At 72.0% G+C, this 14,816-nt stretch carries 12 protein-coding genes; 8 read left to right on the top strand and 4 right to left on the bottom strand.

From position 1 onward, the window contains the following. Window positions 1-18: 18 nt before the first annotated feature. Window positions 19-942 (bottom strand): glycoside hydrolase family 19 protein, encoded by a 924-nt coding sequence (locus DIZ27_RS26220; protein ID WP_109380914.1) that lies wholly within the window; start codon window positions 940-942, stop codon window positions 19-21. A 959-nt stretch (window positions 943-1,901) separates the two neighbouring features. Here DIZ27_RS26220 and DIZ27_RS26205 point away from each other — a divergent pair. Both DIZ27_RS26205 and DIZ27_RS26200 read left to right on the top strand, forming a co-directional pair. Continuing rightward, window positions 1,902-2,342 carry an SPW repeat protein gene (locus tag DIZ27_RS26205; RefSeq protein WP_109380913.1) on the top strand — a complete coding sequence of 147 codons (441 nt, stop codon included), beginning with the start codon at window positions 1,902-1,904 and terminating at the stop codon, window positions 2,340-2,342. Window positions 2,343-2,499: 157 nt separating this feature from the next. Then, the gene (locus tag DIZ27_RS26200) at window positions 2,500-2,763 is read left to right on the top strand and encodes a GlsB/YeaQ/YmgE family stress response membrane protein (RefSeq protein WP_109380912.1); all 264 of its coding nucleotides are present in this window, start codon (window positions 2,500-2,502) and stop codon (window positions 2,761-2,763) included. 149 nt (window positions 2,764-2,912) lie between these two features. Here DIZ27_RS26200 and DIZ27_RS26195 read toward each other — a convergent pair whose 3' ends face one another. Then, window positions 2,913-3,698 carry a GNAT family N-acetyltransferase gene (locus DIZ27_RS26195; protein WP_109380911.1) on the bottom strand — a complete coding sequence of 262 codons (786 nt, stop codon included), beginning with the start codon at window positions 3,696-3,698 and terminating at the stop codon, window positions 2,913-2,915. Between the two features lie 140 nt (window positions 3,699-3,838). On the opposite strand from DIZ27_RS26195, the gene DIZ27_RS26190 reads away from it, so the two are divergent. From DIZ27_RS26190 to DIZ27_RS26175, 4 genes are all read left to right on the top strand, one after another. Further along, window positions 3,839-4,324, top strand: coding sequence for a nucleoside deaminase (locus DIZ27_RS26190; RefSeq protein WP_109380910.1), 486 nt, complete (start codon window positions 3,839-3,841; stop codon window positions 4,322-4,324). A 245-nt stretch (window positions 4,325-4,569) separates the two neighbouring features. Then, window positions 4,570-6,144 (top strand): alpha/beta hydrolase, encoded by a 1,575-nt coding sequence (locus DIZ27_RS26185; protein ID WP_109380909.1) that lies wholly within the window; start codon window positions 4,570-4,572, stop codon window positions 6,142-6,144. A gap of 72 nt (window positions 6,145-6,216) precedes the next feature. Continuing rightward, window positions 6,217-7,311 carry a chemotaxis protein gene (locus DIZ27_RS26180; protein WP_109380908.1) on the top strand — a complete coding sequence of 365 codons (1,095 nt, stop codon included), beginning with the start codon at window positions 6,217-6,219 and terminating at the stop codon, window positions 7,309-7,311. A gap of 272 nt (window positions 7,312-7,583) precedes the next feature. Then, a complete protein-coding gene (locus DIZ27_RS26175) occupies window positions 7,584-9,002 on the top strand; it encodes a PP2C family protein-serine/threonine phosphatase (protein ID WP_109380907.1) in 1,419 nt (472 codons plus the stop codon). Window positions 9,003-9,022: 20 nt separating this feature from the next. Here DIZ27_RS26175 and DIZ27_RS26170 read toward each other — a convergent pair whose 3' ends face one another. After that, on the bottom strand, window positions 9,023-10,519 hold the full coding sequence (locus tag DIZ27_RS26170; protein ID WP_109380906.1) for a hypothetical protein: 1,497 nt from the start codon (window positions 10,517-10,519) through the stop codon (window positions 9,023-9,025). Window positions 10,520-10,754: 235 nt separating this feature from the next. Between DIZ27_RS26170 and DIZ27_RS26165 the strand changes: the two genes are divergently transcribed. After that, window positions 10,755-11,894: an aminoglycoside phosphotransferase family protein gene (locus DIZ27_RS26165; RefSeq protein ID WP_109380905.1), complete on the top strand. Its 1,140-nt coding sequence runs from the start codon at window positions 10,755-10,757 to the stop codon at window positions 11,892-11,894. Window positions 11,895-12,142: 248 nt separating this feature from the next. Continuing rightward, a complete protein-coding gene (locus DIZ27_RS26160) occupies window positions 12,143-14,155 on the top strand; it encodes an N-acetylmuramoyl-L-alanine amidase (RefSeq protein ID WP_109380904.1) in 2,013 nt (670 codons plus the stop codon). An 82-nt stretch (window positions 14,156-14,237) separates the two neighbouring features. On the opposite strand, the gene DIZ27_RS26155 is transcribed toward DIZ27_RS26160, so the two are convergent. Next, on the bottom strand, window positions 14,238-14,735 hold the full coding sequence (locus tag DIZ27_RS26155; RefSeq protein ID WP_109380903.1) for a hypothetical protein: 498 nt from the start codon (window positions 14,733-14,735) through the stop codon (window positions 14,238-14,240). Window positions 14,736-14,816: the final 81 nt, after the last annotated feature.

Raw genomic sequence — 14,816 nt, 5'->3', positions numbered from 1 at the left:
ATGCCCCGCGGTCCCGCGTCAGCAGTACAGGTTGCCGCCGGGTGACGTCCCGAGGATCTGAGTGAACCGCTGATACGTGGTCACCCTGCTCTGCACCTGCGCCGGGTTGCGGCCGTCGCACTCCAGGGAGCCGTTGATGCTGCGGATCGTCTGGCCGAAACCGGCCTGGTTGACCATGGCGTTGTGCCCCGTCATGCTGCCGGGACCGGACTGGGTGTTCCAGTACCACAGGGCCGTCTTCCAGGCGACGGACGCGTCGTTCTGCACCAGCCAGGGGTTGTTCAGCAGATCGATGCCGAGCGCGTCGCCCGCGGCCTTGTAGTTGAAGTTCCAGCTCAGCTGGATCGGCCCGCGCCCGTAGTAACCGGACTGACCGGCCGGGCAGCCGTACGGCTGCCCCCAGTCGCAGTAGTGCGAGTAGTTGGCCGTGTTCTGCTCGACCACGTGCACCAGACCGCCGGTCTCGTGGCTGACGTTGGCCAGGAAGGCGGCGGCCTCCTGCTTCTTCACCGTGTCGCTGCCCGTGTTGGCGAAGCCGGGGTAGGCGCTCAGGGCCGCCTTCAGCCCGCTGTAGGTGTAGAAAGAGTTCCGGTTCGGGAACATCTGGTTGAACTGCGCCTCGGTCACGACGAAGTTCCCGACCGGTGTTCCGGGGCCGTTGTCACAGGAGTACGGCTCCCAGTACCAGGTACTGATGATCGGGTCGTAGCCCGGGTTGGCGTGCTCGGCGATGTAGGCGCGGCCGTCGGTGTAGCGGACGATGTCACCGGCGTTGTACCACTGCCCGGCCACCCAGTTCGGATAGCTGGAGCACGCGGCGGCGGCCGACGCGGGAGCGGCGGAAGCGGTCGCGGCGGAAGCGGTCGCGGCGGGAAGCAGCACCGGTGCGCTGCCGGCGATGACGACTGCGGCCAGCACGGCGGACATGCGGCGTCTCGACAAGGGATCAACTCCTCTGCGGGACACGGCCGCTCCCGGGCGGGGACATGCCTGAGCAAACCGTCGCCGCACGCGCGCCGGCGGAGCCGGCCACGGTGTGGGGGCGGCCGTGGTGGGGGGGGTCAGGCACACTTAACCGCATTGGTCTGTACCAGTCAAGCGGTGGACCGGCCAGACCCTTCGCCCCCATCATGCGTCAACTCCTGCTATGCAAAGGGAACTTGGTCGGAGACCGCGGGCTCCGCACCCTCCTGGAAGGGGTTGGGAACTGCCGGTCTTCGACTGCGCGTGAATGCGCCCTGGCGTGAATGAGTGAGCACGGAGGTGAGGCCGGAAGGCTCCGCATCCGAAGCGAGAACGGAAGTCCGCCTGTCGAATGCGCGACCTCCGGCAGGTGGTCATCGTCGGGTGAGGCGGGGGGGTCTTCACAGCCGATCGGGGGTGCGGGGTGAGTGGCCTGCGGGAGCTTGCGGCACTGTTCGCCGCACCGGACCCCTCGGGCGCGGCCGTCCGTACCCGGCTCAAGCAGCTCACCACCGCCGATGAGCGGGTGTTGCGGCGGTCGGGTGCCCGTCCGGGCACCCGACCGCCTCCCGCGGCCTGAAGGCGCGCGGCCGTGACGGCCTGGACCACGACGCCGGAGCGCGGGCGGTGCGCAAGCGCAAGCTGACGCCGGTTTCGTCGGCCCGGTGGGCGGGTGCTGCTCATGCTGCGAAGGCGCAGGGCGGAGTCTGCACCGCTGGCGGCCCGAGCCCTGCACGGCGCCTTCGCGCGCCGGGCCCGGCGACCGGGCGGCGGCATCGGCGCCGGGCCCGCGGTGCGGAGGCGGACGGGACAGAGCGGGCGGCCACCCCTCCCCGACCTCTACACATAAAGGATAAATAAGGGCAGAATGACCCCAAGCGAGGCTTGCCGCATATCGCCCATAAGCGGTCAGGCCCGCTAGTCGAAGGAGGCGACTCATGGCCAACGTCTCGCATCCCCGCGGTGACATCACCAGCCACCCCGATGCTTCAGAAATGCGGGCACGGTACGACCGCGTGCTCGGCGGTCGTGATGTGGTGCTGGTCGACGGACCGGTGTTCCTGCTCGGCCTCTACTGCGCGGTGTCCCCCTGGATACTCCACTACACGACGAGCCAGCCCGCGCTCGTGCCCCACAACCTGATCGTCGGCATCGCGATCGGCCTGCTCGGCCTCGGGTTCGCCGCAGCTCCGGCGCGCATGTACGGCCTCAGCGGAGCCATGTGCGCCCTCGGCGTGTGGATGATCATCTCGCCGTGGATCGTCGGCACCGGTCCGGACGCCGGCGTCATCTGGAACAACGTCGTCATCGGCGCGCTGACCCTGCTGCTCGGCGTCATGTGCGTCGCCACGGCGGCCAGGAACGCCCCCAGGACCTGATCGCGGCCGGAAAGGGAACCGCGAGGGCGGGGCCCGGTCCGCGTCCCCCGCAGGCCGGGCCCCGCCCTGTCCGTACCGGCCGTCCCCGGCGCGGGTGACTGCCGCCGCCGAGCGCGGGCACAAGTCCTTCAGCGGGGTTCCGAGAAGGAGGGGCGAAATGGAGATCGGCGGCATCATCAGTGCCATCGTCATCGGCATAGTCATCGGCGTCCTGGGCCGGCTCGTGGTTCCCGGGCGTCAGCGCATCGGGGTGCTGTGGACGATCCTCGTCGGCATCGTCGCCGCGCTGATCGGCTCGGCGATCGCCGCGGCGATCGGGGTGGCCGACACCAAGGGCGTCGACTGGATCGAGTGGCTCATCCAGATCGGCCTCGCCGCACTCGGGGTGGCCGCGCTGGACCGTGCGAAAGCCCCGCGCTGACTGGGCGGTGCGGCGGCCCGGGACGGCGTACGGGCGCAGGACGGGTCCGGCGGGAAGCACCGCAGGGGTGCGGCCCGCCGGACCCGTCCGTCCTCCCGGCGAAGGCCCCGGGCCGGGGACCGCAGGGAGAACCCGGGAGCCGGGCGGCCCTACGGGACGTACACGTACGGTGTCGTCGTGCCGAGCGGGACGAAGCCCAGGCGCTCGAGGATCGGACGGCTCTGCCCGGACGCGTCGACCTGGAGGTAACGGCAGCCGCGCTCGGCGGCGACGCGGGCCCGGTGGGCCACCAGCGCACGGTAGACGCCCCTGCCCCGCCAGGTCTCGACGGTGCCGCCGCCCCAGAGCCCGGCGAACCGGGTGCCCGGCACGTTTTCCATCCGGGCCGCGCTCACCGGCTCCCGGCCGGCCAGGGCCACCACCGCAATAACGGTGTCGGGTCCGGCGGCGAGCCGGGCGAGCAATTGGTGGCGCAGCCAGAACGCGTCGGCGTGGAAGGCCTTCTCGTGCACCTCGGCCATGAGATCGACACCGGCCCGGTCGGTGACGGGGACGACGCGGACACCCTCGGGCAGCGCAGCCTGCCGGGTGTCGAGGAGCAGCTCGGCGATCTCGCCGACCATCAGCGTCTCCTCCGGTCCGGGCGTGAACCCGGACGCCACGAGCCGCTGCCCGAGGTCCACCGGCAGATCATGGCCGTACAGCTTCCACTCGAACTCACGGCCCAGCCCGGTGAAGTGGGCGATCTGTCCGGCGATCGCCGCGTCCGCGTCCGTGTCGTCCAGGGCGGACCAGACGACGCCGTTCCAGCCGTGCCGCGGGGCGGTCTGCCGCACCACGTGGCCGGTGCGCTCGACGCGGGCTCCGGGGCCGTCGGGCCGCGCTCCTTCGCGCAGGTCACGGTCGAACAGGGCGAGTACCGCGGCGTGATCCATGCCGCTCACTCCAGCACCGTTCCGACGTTCGGGCAACGGGTTTACGGGGCGCCGGCACACCGGCTTCGCGTCCGTGATCGCGTGAGCCTAAGGTTGCCGTGACTGTTGATCGAGCCGTAGTCGTGAGAAGGGCGGCGCCCGTGACTGTCGAGGATTCCGAACTGCCCCACCTGCGTCGCTGTGTCGAGCTGGCGACCGAGGCGCTGGACGCCGGGGACGATCCGTTCGGTTCGGTCCTGGTGGCCGGCGACGGGTCGGTGCTCGCCGAGGACCGCAACCGGACGGCCGCCGGGGACCGCACCCGGCACCCCGAGTTCGAGCTGGCGCGCTGGTCGGCCGCCCACATGACGCCCGAGGAACGGGCCGCCGCCACGGTGTACACCTCCGGCGAGCACTGTCCGATGTGTGCGGCGGCGCATGCCTGGGTGGGCCTCGGCCGGATCGTCTACGTCGCCTCCTCTGCACAGCTGCTGACCTGGCTCGCCGAGCTGGCAGTGCCCGCCCCACCGGTGCGGCCACTGCCCGTCGGCGAGATCGCACCGGGCGTGACCGTGGACGGCCCGGTTCCCGAACTGACGGAGGCGGTGCGGGAATTGCACAGGAGGTTCCACAGCGCCCGCGGCTGAGCGGCGGGGCCCCGTCTTTCCCGGCCCCCCTTCCCGGCCTTCAGCCGGGAAGGGGGGCCGGCGGCTGCGGCGGTACAGGGCGACTCCGCCCAGGAGGAGCGCCGCCCCCGTGATGACGAACCCCGAAAGCTCCGGGCCCGCCACCGTACAGGGCCGTCCGGCCGACAGGCGGGGCCTCCGCAGCCCCCTTATGGTGATCGAGGGCGCCGGATCCGGTCCGCTCTGGGGCGTCCCTGGAGGCATCGATGCTGGCCAAGCTGTCAACGCGACCCCCGGTCCGGCGCCGCGTGGTCACCGGAGCAGTCGGACTGGCCCTGCTGAGCGCGGGTCTCCCGGCCGCCGTTGCCGCGGACGGGGACCTCGACCGGTTCTACGACCAGAAGATCAAGTGGTCGGCGTGCAAGAGCACGGACATGCCCAAGGACCTGCAGTGCGGGAAGATCACCGTCCCCGTCGACTACGCCGAGCCCGACAAGGGCTCCCTCGACCTGGCCCTCGCCCGCTACCGGGGCACCGGCGACCCGCGCGGCTCGGTGGTGCTGAACTTCGGCGGGCCGGGCGGTTCGGGCGTCCTCGGACTCGCCCATGCCGGCAAGGAGTTCATGGGTCTCACCGACGAGTACGACGTGGTGTCCTTCGACCCTCGCGGTGTCGGCCGCTCCTCACCGGTCAGCTGCGGCACCCAGGCCACCGGTCAGGCGCTGAAGGCGACCGGCGGCGAGGACATGTCCGATCCGCGGGAAGTACTCACCCGGTTGCGCGAGGTGGCCGCCGAGTGCGCCGCGCACTCGGGCCCGGTGCTCCCGCACATCGGCACCGTGAACGTCGCACGGGACCTGGACGTGCTGCGCGAGGTACTCGGCAACAAGAAGCTCAACTACCTGGGGTTCTCCTACGGAACCCGGCTGGCCTCGGTGTACGCTGCCCAGTTCCCCGAGAGGGTGGGCCGGTTGGTACTGGACGGGGTGGACACCCTGACCGAACCACTGGCCGAACAAGGGCTGGCGAGCGTCAGGGGGCAGCAGCTCGCACTCGAGCACTTCCTGACCTGGTGCACAAAGGACCTTGCCTGCCCGTTCGGCCGTGACCCGCGCGGGGCAAGGGAGTTGGCCGTGAAGCTGGTCGCCTCGCTCGACGAGAACCCGGTACCGACGGGCCTCGGCCACGAGTTCACCGGCCAGGACCTCGCGGGCGCCATGGCGCAGGGCCTCTACAGCAGGGAAATGTGGCCGTTGCTGCAACGGGCACTCTCGCAGCTGATGGAGGACGGGGAGACGCGCGGGGTGGAGGCCTTCGCCACCGGCGGGGTGACGCTCCCCGCGCCGCAGCGGGAGAACGACCCGCTCGTCGACGAGGAGGACGTCCCCCTGGACAACCTCCCCGCCGCACTGATGGCGGTGAACTGCGCGGACGACCCGGACCGTCCGGCCGCCGAGCAGGTGACCCGGGACCTCTCCCGGCTGCGCGCCGCCTACGAGAAGGCCTCACCGGTCTTCGGCCGCTACCGGCTCGCCCAGGTGCTGATGTGCCACGGCCGGCCCAAGGGGACCGACTACATCCGCGAGGAGGTCAAGAACGTCGACACTCCGAAGATGCTGCTGGTCGGCACGCGGGGCGACCCGGCCACGCCGTACCGGTGGACGGTGGAGACGGCCGAGCGGCTCGGCTCCTCGGCGGTGGTGCTGGACAACCGGGGTGAGGGCCACACCGGCTACGGATCGTCCGACTGCGTGCACCGCAAGGTCGACGACTTCCTGCTCTACGGTTCGTTGCCCTCCAGCGGCAGCTCGTGCGGTTCCGAGGAGGACTTTCGTGAGTGAGTCCGCTCGCGGGGCGACGACGGCGGGATTGCTCCAAATGCCCTCTCGGTGAATCCGCTCTATGGTGCTTTCATGGAGCACGATCTGAGTCCCGCGACCCTTGCCGAGCTTCGTCGCCCGCGCCCCTACCCCGCGGTGTCGGTGCTGACGCCGACACACCGGCGCGAGCCCCTCAACGCCCAGGATCCGGTGCGGCTGCGCAACGTGGTGGCCGAGGCCAAGAAACAGCTGGAGGCCGATCCCGCGGTCACCCGGGACCGGCGCAGCGAGGTCGCCCTGCAGCTCGACCGGGCGCTGGCCGAGGTCGATCTGGCGCACGCCGAGGACGGACTGGTCATCTTCGCCGCCCCGGGTGAGCACCAGGTGTGGTCGCTCGCCCGTTCCGTACCGGAGCGTGTGGTGCTCTCGGACACCTTCCTGACCCGCAACCTGGTGTCCGCCCACACGGCGGAGCGCCCCTTCTGGGCGCTGTCGCTCGCCCCCGACCGGGCCACGCTGTGGAGCGGCGGCGTGGACCGGGTCACCGAGGAGCACCTCGGCGCCTTCCCGCTGGTCCGGAGCATGGAGAACTTCGACCCCGAGCGCCTGGAGCAGGTCGGCGACCAGCCGAGCTCCTACCGGGACGAGGGCACCCGCCGGTTCCTGCGCGAGACCGACACCGCGATGCGCGCGGTGCTGCGCGAGCACCCCCGGCCTCTGTACGTCACCGGCGAGCCGGCCGCACTGTCCCTGCTGGGCGAGGTGGGCGGCGTGGCCCGGGAGGCGGTGCACGTCCAGCACGGCGGGCTCGCGCACGGCACGCCCGACGCGGTGTGGCAGGCCCTGCGTCCGGTACTCGAGAGCGAAGCGCGCAAGAGCACCGAGGAGGTCGTCCGGGCCCTGGAGACGGCCCGCGGACGCAAGGAGTTCGCGGGCGGCGTCGACGAGCTGTGGCAGAACGCCCGGGACGGCCGGGTCCGGCTGCTGGCCGTCGAGGAGAACTTCCGGGTGACGGTGCGCGACATGGGTGAGCATCTGGTCCTCGCCGAGACCGGCGACCTGGACGCCCGCGAGGACATCGTGGACGAGATCGTCGAGCAGTGCCTGGAGACCGGCGCCGAGGTCCGCTTCGTCCCGGACGGAACACTGGGGAGCGCGGACCGGATCGCGGGCGTGCTGCGGTACTGAGTACGGACGGACGCCCGTCCATCGAACAGGCGAGCGGGCGACGGGCGGGCACTGAACGCACCCTCAAGTAACCTGCGCACCAACGGAGTTGTTCCGACCGACGGGCATCCGGCACCTACCTCCGGGTAACTCCACGAAGACGGTGGCATATGCCATCGACATGACCTTGGGGCGTCTTGCCGAATCCCTTACAGGGCGTGGCGCGCTGTGCCACAGTCGTAACGGTCCCTCCGCCCGCCTCTGGCCCGAACCGTCCCACATCGGAGTGCGTCATGCCGCCCCACCTCTCCGCGGACCGCTCAGCCGCCCAGCCGCCAGGACGCGGCCCGGTCGACGCGCTCATCTCGCAGACCCGGCGGCTCAGGGGCGACGTGGACGCCGTACGGCGCGACACCGCGGCCGACGCCTCGGACCCGAAGGACCGCTGGCAACGCGCACTGTACGACCTGGCGCTGCACCAGCTCAACGACCTGGACGAGCACCTGGCCCAGCTGCGGGACGGCCCCCCGCCCTTACCGGCGCCGGCCGGGTCCGGGCCCGCCGCACCGCCCCGGCACGACTCCCTGCTCAGTCGGGTCGGCAGCGCCGAGTGGAACCTGCTGACGGACGAGGCCAGTTGGTCCGGGGAGCTGTACCGCATCCTGGACCGCGACCCGGCCGCTCCCCCGCTCACCCTCGACGAACTGCCGTCCCTCGTGCACGACGAGGACCGGCCGAAGCTCACCGCGATGGTCACGGGCTGTCTCGTCGACGCCCGGCCCATCGACGGGGAGTTCCGGCTGCTGCGTCCCGACGGCAGCGCCCGGACGGTGCACATGATGGGCGAACCGGTCCTCGGGGCCGACGGCAGCACCGCCTCGATGTGGGCCGTGCTGCGGGACGTCAGCGAACTGCGCCGCTGCCGACGGGCGGTCAGCGAGACCCGTGCATCGCTGCACCACCAGCGACAGGCCGCGGCGCGAACCGGGCACCGGCCCGCGATCGAGCCGCAGGAATCCGTGCCGTCCCCGTGGCACGGCTCCCTGCCCCTCCCTCACCGGGGCCCGCGAACCCTGGACCTCGCCGCCCGGCACCTCCCGTCGCCTGCCGGAGCACCGACCGGGGGCACCTGGTACGACACCCTCGAACTGCCCGACGGCACCGCCCTGCTCAGCGTCGGCGAGCTGACCGGGCAGGTCGCCGGCCCGTCGTCGGGCATGACGATGCTGCTCGGCGCGATGCGCGGCATGGCGATGGCCGGCACCGCACCGGGTCCGCTGCTGGCCTGCCTCGACCGGTTACTCGACGCCACCGGGCAACCGGCCCTCGGCAGTGGCCTCTGTATGTACTACCGGCCCGACACCCGCTCGCTGGTGTGGGCGCGGGCCGGACGCCCCGTCCCGCTGCTGTTCCGCGGCGGGACGGGGCGCGCCCTGGACGCCCCGGAGGGCGGTCGGCTCGGTGCCTCCCCGGCCCCCTGCTACGGGCAGGCCGAGGAGACCCTCGAAGTCGGCGATGTGCTGGTGCTGCACACCGGCGGGCCGGTACCCGGGCGGGCCGGGACCGCCACCGTCCCGCACCTCCTCAGGCTGGCCCCGCAGTTCACCGGGGACCGCACCGCGCGGGACTGCCTGCCGGTCGTTCTGCGGGAGTTCGGCGACACCGCGCGCGAGGAGGAGGCCTGCGTGCTGGTCGCCCGCGTGACCTCGTAGGAAGATCCTCCGCAACTCCGTTATGCCGGTGCGCTGTTGCCGCCCTTCCCCCTGGGCCTCGGCAGGGCCTGCCTGATCTCCTCCCGCAGTACCTGGATCCTCGGGTACGAGGAGTACTCGGCGGTGAGCCGGTACATCTGGCGCAGCCGGTCCCAAGTGCGGCGCGAGGAGTTGGAGCCCATCGACATCAGCGCGAGACGCGCGTACCGGTCGGCCTGCTCGGGGTCGTCCGCGATGAAGCAGGCGGAGGCCATGGAGAGATGGTCGAAGATCTTCGACCGTTCCCGGCCGTCGACGCGCAGGGACAGCGCCTTCTCCGCGTAGTGCTGGGCGTGCGCGGCCGCGCCCGGCTCGAACTCGGCCAGGGTGCGGTAGGCCAGGGCCTGCATGCCGTACAGATCCTCGTCCTTGAAGGTCTGCATCCAGTCCGGCTGCTCCAGATCGGCCCCCCGGTCGGAGACGAACAGGTCCTCGGCCCGGCCCAGTGTGCGACGCATCGCCTGCCCTTTGCCCATGGACGCCTGTGCCCAGGCCTCGATGGTGTGGAACATCGCGCGGGTGCGCGGCAGCAACTCCCCGCCCGACCCGGACTGGGCGAGCTTCAGCAGGTCCAGGGCGTCGTCGGGCCGGCCCAGGTGCACCATCTGGCGGGCCGCACGGGACAGCGCCTCACCCGCGCGCGGCCGGTCACCTCCCTCTCTGGCGGCGTGCGCCGCGATGACGAAGTACTTCTGGGCCGTGGGTTCCAGGCCGACGTCGTGCGACATCCAGCCCGCCAGGACGGCGAGGTTGGCGGCGACGCCCCACAGGCGCCGCTGGAGGTGGGGTGGGTGGTGGTAGGCGAGCATGCCGCCCACCTCGTTGAGCTGGCCGACCACCGCCTTGCGCTGGAGGCCGCCGCCCCGGGCGGCGTCCCAGGCGCGGAACACCTCCACGGAGCGCTCGAGTTCCTCGATCTCCTGAGACCCGATGGGAGCGGCCTCGTAGCGGTCGAACCCGACGGAGTCGGCGTGCAGCGGATGGTCGATTCGGGGAGCGTCGGTGGTCAGTGCCGGATCGGTGTGCAGCCAGTCGTGCATGGCGCTGCTGAGTGCGGAGCCGGCGGAGAGCGCGGCGCCCGCGCCCACCAAGCCGCGTCGGTTGAGCATGAGGTCCATTCCCGTGAATTCGGTGAGGACCTCGGCTGTCCGCTCGGGCGCCCACGGCACTCCGTCGGGATGTTCCGCACTCCCGCCGCGTGGCCGTTTCCCCGTACGCCCGTGCCGGACCAGACCGAGATCCTCGATGGTCACGACACGGCCGAGACGCTCGGTGAACAGGGCCGCCAGCACCCGCGGCACGGGATCGCGCGGGATCTCTCCCATGTCGATCCACCGCCGCACCCGGGAGGTGTCGGTCGCCAGCTGGGGGTGGCCCATGGCCGCCGCCTGCCGGTTGACCAGCCTCGCGAGTTCGCCCTTGGACCAGCCGGCCAGGCCGAACAGGTCCGAGAGCCGGGTGTTGGGTTGTCCGCTCACGTCAAGCCCCCAGGTTCTCGGCTGAGTTGACAGTAGCCCCGTGCGAGTTGCCGGGCGACTATTCGCCAGGGTTCGCCAGGGTTCGCCAGATGGTGTGCCAGGGGGCATCGGGTGTCGAGTAGGAACGCGCCACCACGACCCGGTCTCCGCCGGGGGCATTCCCCAGGGTGCGCCTGGGCGACCGGGCCGGGTGGCGCGATGACGTCGCAGGCACACGAAGGGATCTGTATCGCCCATGTACGCAGCATCGTCCTCCGTGTCCGCACCGCCCAGGCCACTGCGTCCGCGTCCGTCGGACAACGGCCCCTACCTCGCCCCCGCGCGCCCGGCGGCCACCGTGCCGGGCCCGGGCAAGGTGCGGCGCGCTCCGGGCGCCGGCCCCCAGCCGCTCAGCGGCAGGCTCGACCTGTCCGGGCCCCAGGGCGCCCAGTTACGCACGGCGATCGCGTCGGTGCACCGTATCTGTCCGGAGTTCGCACCGGTGCAGGTGCTGCGCCGCAGCGGCCGGTCCATCCTCCTGGTCGGGACGACCGGCCGGAGCACCGCGGTGGCCAAGTGCTTAACGGATCACTCCCCCGTCTGGTCCGAGCGGTTCCGGCACGAGATAGCGGCGTACCGCTCGTTCGTCCGGCATCGCCCACCCGTGCGGGCGCCCCGGCTGATCGCGGCGGACCCGGACAACTGCACCCTGGTGATCGAGCGGATGCCCGGCCGGGTGGCGGCGCTCCAGCGGCACCCGGCGGAGGCACCGCCGCGAGCGGACATCAAGGCGGCACTCGGCGCGATCTGCCGACTGAACGCGTGGCGCCCGCCGGCCGGTACCTTCGACGCCCCGCTGGACTACGCGGCGCGGATCGCCCGCTATCACGAGCTGGGCCTGCTCACCGACCGGGACATGGGCGATCTGCAGAAACTGCTGCACGGCATCGCGCACGCGGCCGGGCGTCACGGCATGGGCCAGTTCTGTCACGGCGACGCGCTGCTCTCCAACATCCTGATCTCACCGGCCGGTCCAGTGCTGGTGGACTGGGAACACGCGGGCTGGTACCTGCCGGGCTACGACCTGGCGACCCTGTGGGCGGTGCTCGGGGACGCGCCGACGGCCCGGCGGCAGATCAGCCAGATCGCGCAGTCGGCGGGCCCTGCCTCACGCGACGCGTTCCTGGTGAACCTGATGCTGGTGCTGACGCGTGAGATCCGTACCTACGAGACGGCCGTGCAGCGTTCGATGCGCGAGGTGGGCCCGGTGGGACCGGGCCCTGCCCAGCAGGGCGTTCTGCCGTCCGGTGAGGAGCAGCGGCTGCTGCTGCGGCGCCTGCACGACGACTGCCAGATGGCCCGCCGGGCCGTGCGCGCGGCGGTAGGCACTCGCTGACCGGGGTGCGTGAGAGGTCCGCGGTGTCTTCCCGAAGGGGAGCGCCGCGGACCTCTCACATGTCCCCGCACGTTCCCCGCGCTTCGACCGCGTCGCGGCACTGGCTCTCCGCCACGACCCGCGGCCCGGATTGCCGGGGAATTCCGCTCTTTCTGGGCATGATTGACGGATCATCGGCACGTCGGTAGCACCATCCGACCGCCGCCCCCGCACGGTTCGTCCCGACCGATCGTCCCCAGGAGACTGTGTTGCGAGGATCTCCCCCCACCGAACCCGGCCGTGCGGCGGCCGGGCATCGCCGTTCCCACCGCACCACCGGTGCCCTGGTCGCGGCTGCGCTCACGCTGCCGCTGCTCGGCGCGGCACCGTCCGGGGCCCGCCCGGACCCGACCCCACCGGACGCGACCCGGCTGCAGCAGGCGTTCAGTGCCGCGGCCGCCGCGTACGAGGTGCCGCGGAGCGTGCTGCTGGGCGTCTCCTACCTCCAGTCCCGCTGGGACACGCACGACGGAGCGCCGAGTGTGACCGGCGGCTACGGCCCGATGCACCTCACGGACGCCCGTACCGCGCTGGCCGCGGCGACGCCGCATCACGACGAGGGGACGGAGGATCCCCGGGGTGACGACGCCCGCCCCGCGCTGCGGCCCAGGAAACGGCGTGCCGAGGCACTGCGCTCCGACGCGCGGCCACCGCGCACCGGCGCGGTCCCGGACCGTCTGGCCACCCTGCCGAGGGCGTCCGGGCTGACCGGGCTCAGCGCCGCGCGGCTGCGTGAGGACCCGGCCGCGAATGTGGCGGGCGGCGCCGCGCTGCTGGCCGAGGCCCAGCGGGAGCTGGGCGAGCCGCCGAGCGAGGACCCGGCCGACTGGTACGGCGCGGTGGCCCGTTTCTCCGGGGCGGACGACACGGCGTCGGCGGCGGCGTACGCGAACGACGTCTACGAGGTGATCCGCGCCGGTGCGCGGCGCGTCACGGACGCGGGACAAGAGGTCGTCCTGGCCGCCCGTGCGGACCTCGCGCCGGACCGGTCCGCGCTGGCCCGCACCGGTCTGCGTACCGCCTCCACCGCCGCGACGGAGTGTCCCGAGACGGTGTCCTGCGAGTGGGTCCCGGCACCGTACGAGGAGTTCGGGGACGGCGACTACGGCAACCACGACCTGGGGAACCGACCTGTCTCGCAGCCCATCCGGTACATCGTCGTCCATGACACCGAGGGCGCCTGGGAGGGTGTTCTCGACATGGTGCGGGATCCCACCTATGTGTCGTGGAACTACAGTCTGCGCTCGACCGACGGTCACATCGCCCAGCATGTGAAGGCCAAGGACATCACCTGGCACGCGGGCAACTGGTACGTCAACGCCGGGTCGATCGGGCTGGAGCACGAGGGCTTCCTGGCGAAGCCCGACGCCTGGTACACCGAGGCGATGTACCGTTCCTCGGCCCGTCTGGTGCGGTATCTCGCCGAGAAGTACGACATCCCCCTGGACCGGCAGCACATCCTGGGCCACGACACCGTGCCCGGTCCGACCACGGAGGCCGTGTCCGGCATGCACACCGACCCCGGGCCCTACTGGGACTGGGCGCACTACTTCGCGCTGCTGGGCCGTCCCTTCGAGGCCACCGCCGGCGAGGACGGCGCACTGGTGACGATCCGTCCCGACTACGCCACCCACAGCCCGGTGTTCACGGGCTGCGGGAGCGCCGGCGAGCCGTGCGCGGCGCACGGGTCCAGCGCGGTGCGCCTGTACTCCGACCACGACGAGAAGTCCCCCCTGATCAGGGACAGCTCCCTGGGTTCGGCCCCGACGACCGGGGTGAACGACCTGTCCTCACGGGTGTCGACCGGCCAGCAGTACGCGGTGGCCGACCGGTGGGGCGACTGGACCGCCATCTGGTACCTGGGGCAGAAGGCCTGGTTCAGGAACCCTCAGGAGCGGCCCACCGCAGTGCCCGCCGCGGGCCGGGTCGTGACCCCGAGGAAGGGTCTGGACTCCGTGCCGGTGTACGGGCGCGCCTACCCGGAGGAGGCCGCCTACCCGGCGGAGGTGCCCGTGCAGAAGGTGTCCCCGCTGCCGTACAGGCTGCCGAAGGGCCAGGAGTACGTCACCGCGGGCAAGGTGCCCGGCGAGTATCTGTACGCGGTGACCTTCGACGAGGCCTCGCACCGGGTGGTCAGGGGCGAGGACCCGTACTACCAGATTCAGTACGGCCACCGGATCGCCTTCGTACGGGCGGCGGACGTGACGGTGAAGTCCTCGTAGCACCGACCGGTCCTGTCCCGTTCCCGGGCCGGGGACGGGGCCGGGCCGGGAAGGGGGGCGGAAACCAATCAGCCGGTCCGGGTCAGCCCTGCTGGAACAGTTCCGCGGGCAGCGGCTTGAGGAGGGCGTACAGGTCGTCGGTGATGGGGCGGTCCCAGGCGGCGATGGTGACCAGGACGTTGTCGCTGCGGTCGAACTGCACGCAGGAGATCCGGCTCTCGGAGAGCTTCACGCGGCGCACGATCAGCAGGTTGTCGCCCTGCATCACGGGCACGTCCTCGGTGCCGACGACGGTCACCTCCTCCTCGTTCTCCAGCGCCAGCAGCAGCTGTCCCACCTCGAAGGGGACCTCGCCCTCGGCGACCTCACGGGCCGCGGATCCCTCCGGCAGATTGCCGATGATCATGGCGGGGCCACGACCGCCGAACAGGTCGTAGCGCAGGAAGACGCCCTGGCACGTACCGTCGGGGGCGGGCAGCAGGCCGGCGCCCAGGTTTCCGGGCCAGTCGCCCGGGTCCATGGCCAGTACGTCGAAGTCGGGCCCGGCGGGAGTGGCGCTGCGGCGGCGGAGGAACGACATGCCGCAATGGTACGTGCCCGCACCCGCCGCCGGGCGGCCGGGCAACGCCCGCCACTCCCCCCGAGGCGGGCGCGCTCCGGG

This window comes from Streptomyces sp. NWU339, from assembly GCF_003143855.1.
GTDB lineage: Bacteria > Actinomycetota > Actinomycetes > Streptomycetales > Streptomycetaceae > Streptomyces.
The sequence above is the reverse complement of the archived record's forward strand: the minus strand, read 5'-3'. Positions and strand labels throughout refer to the sequence as shown.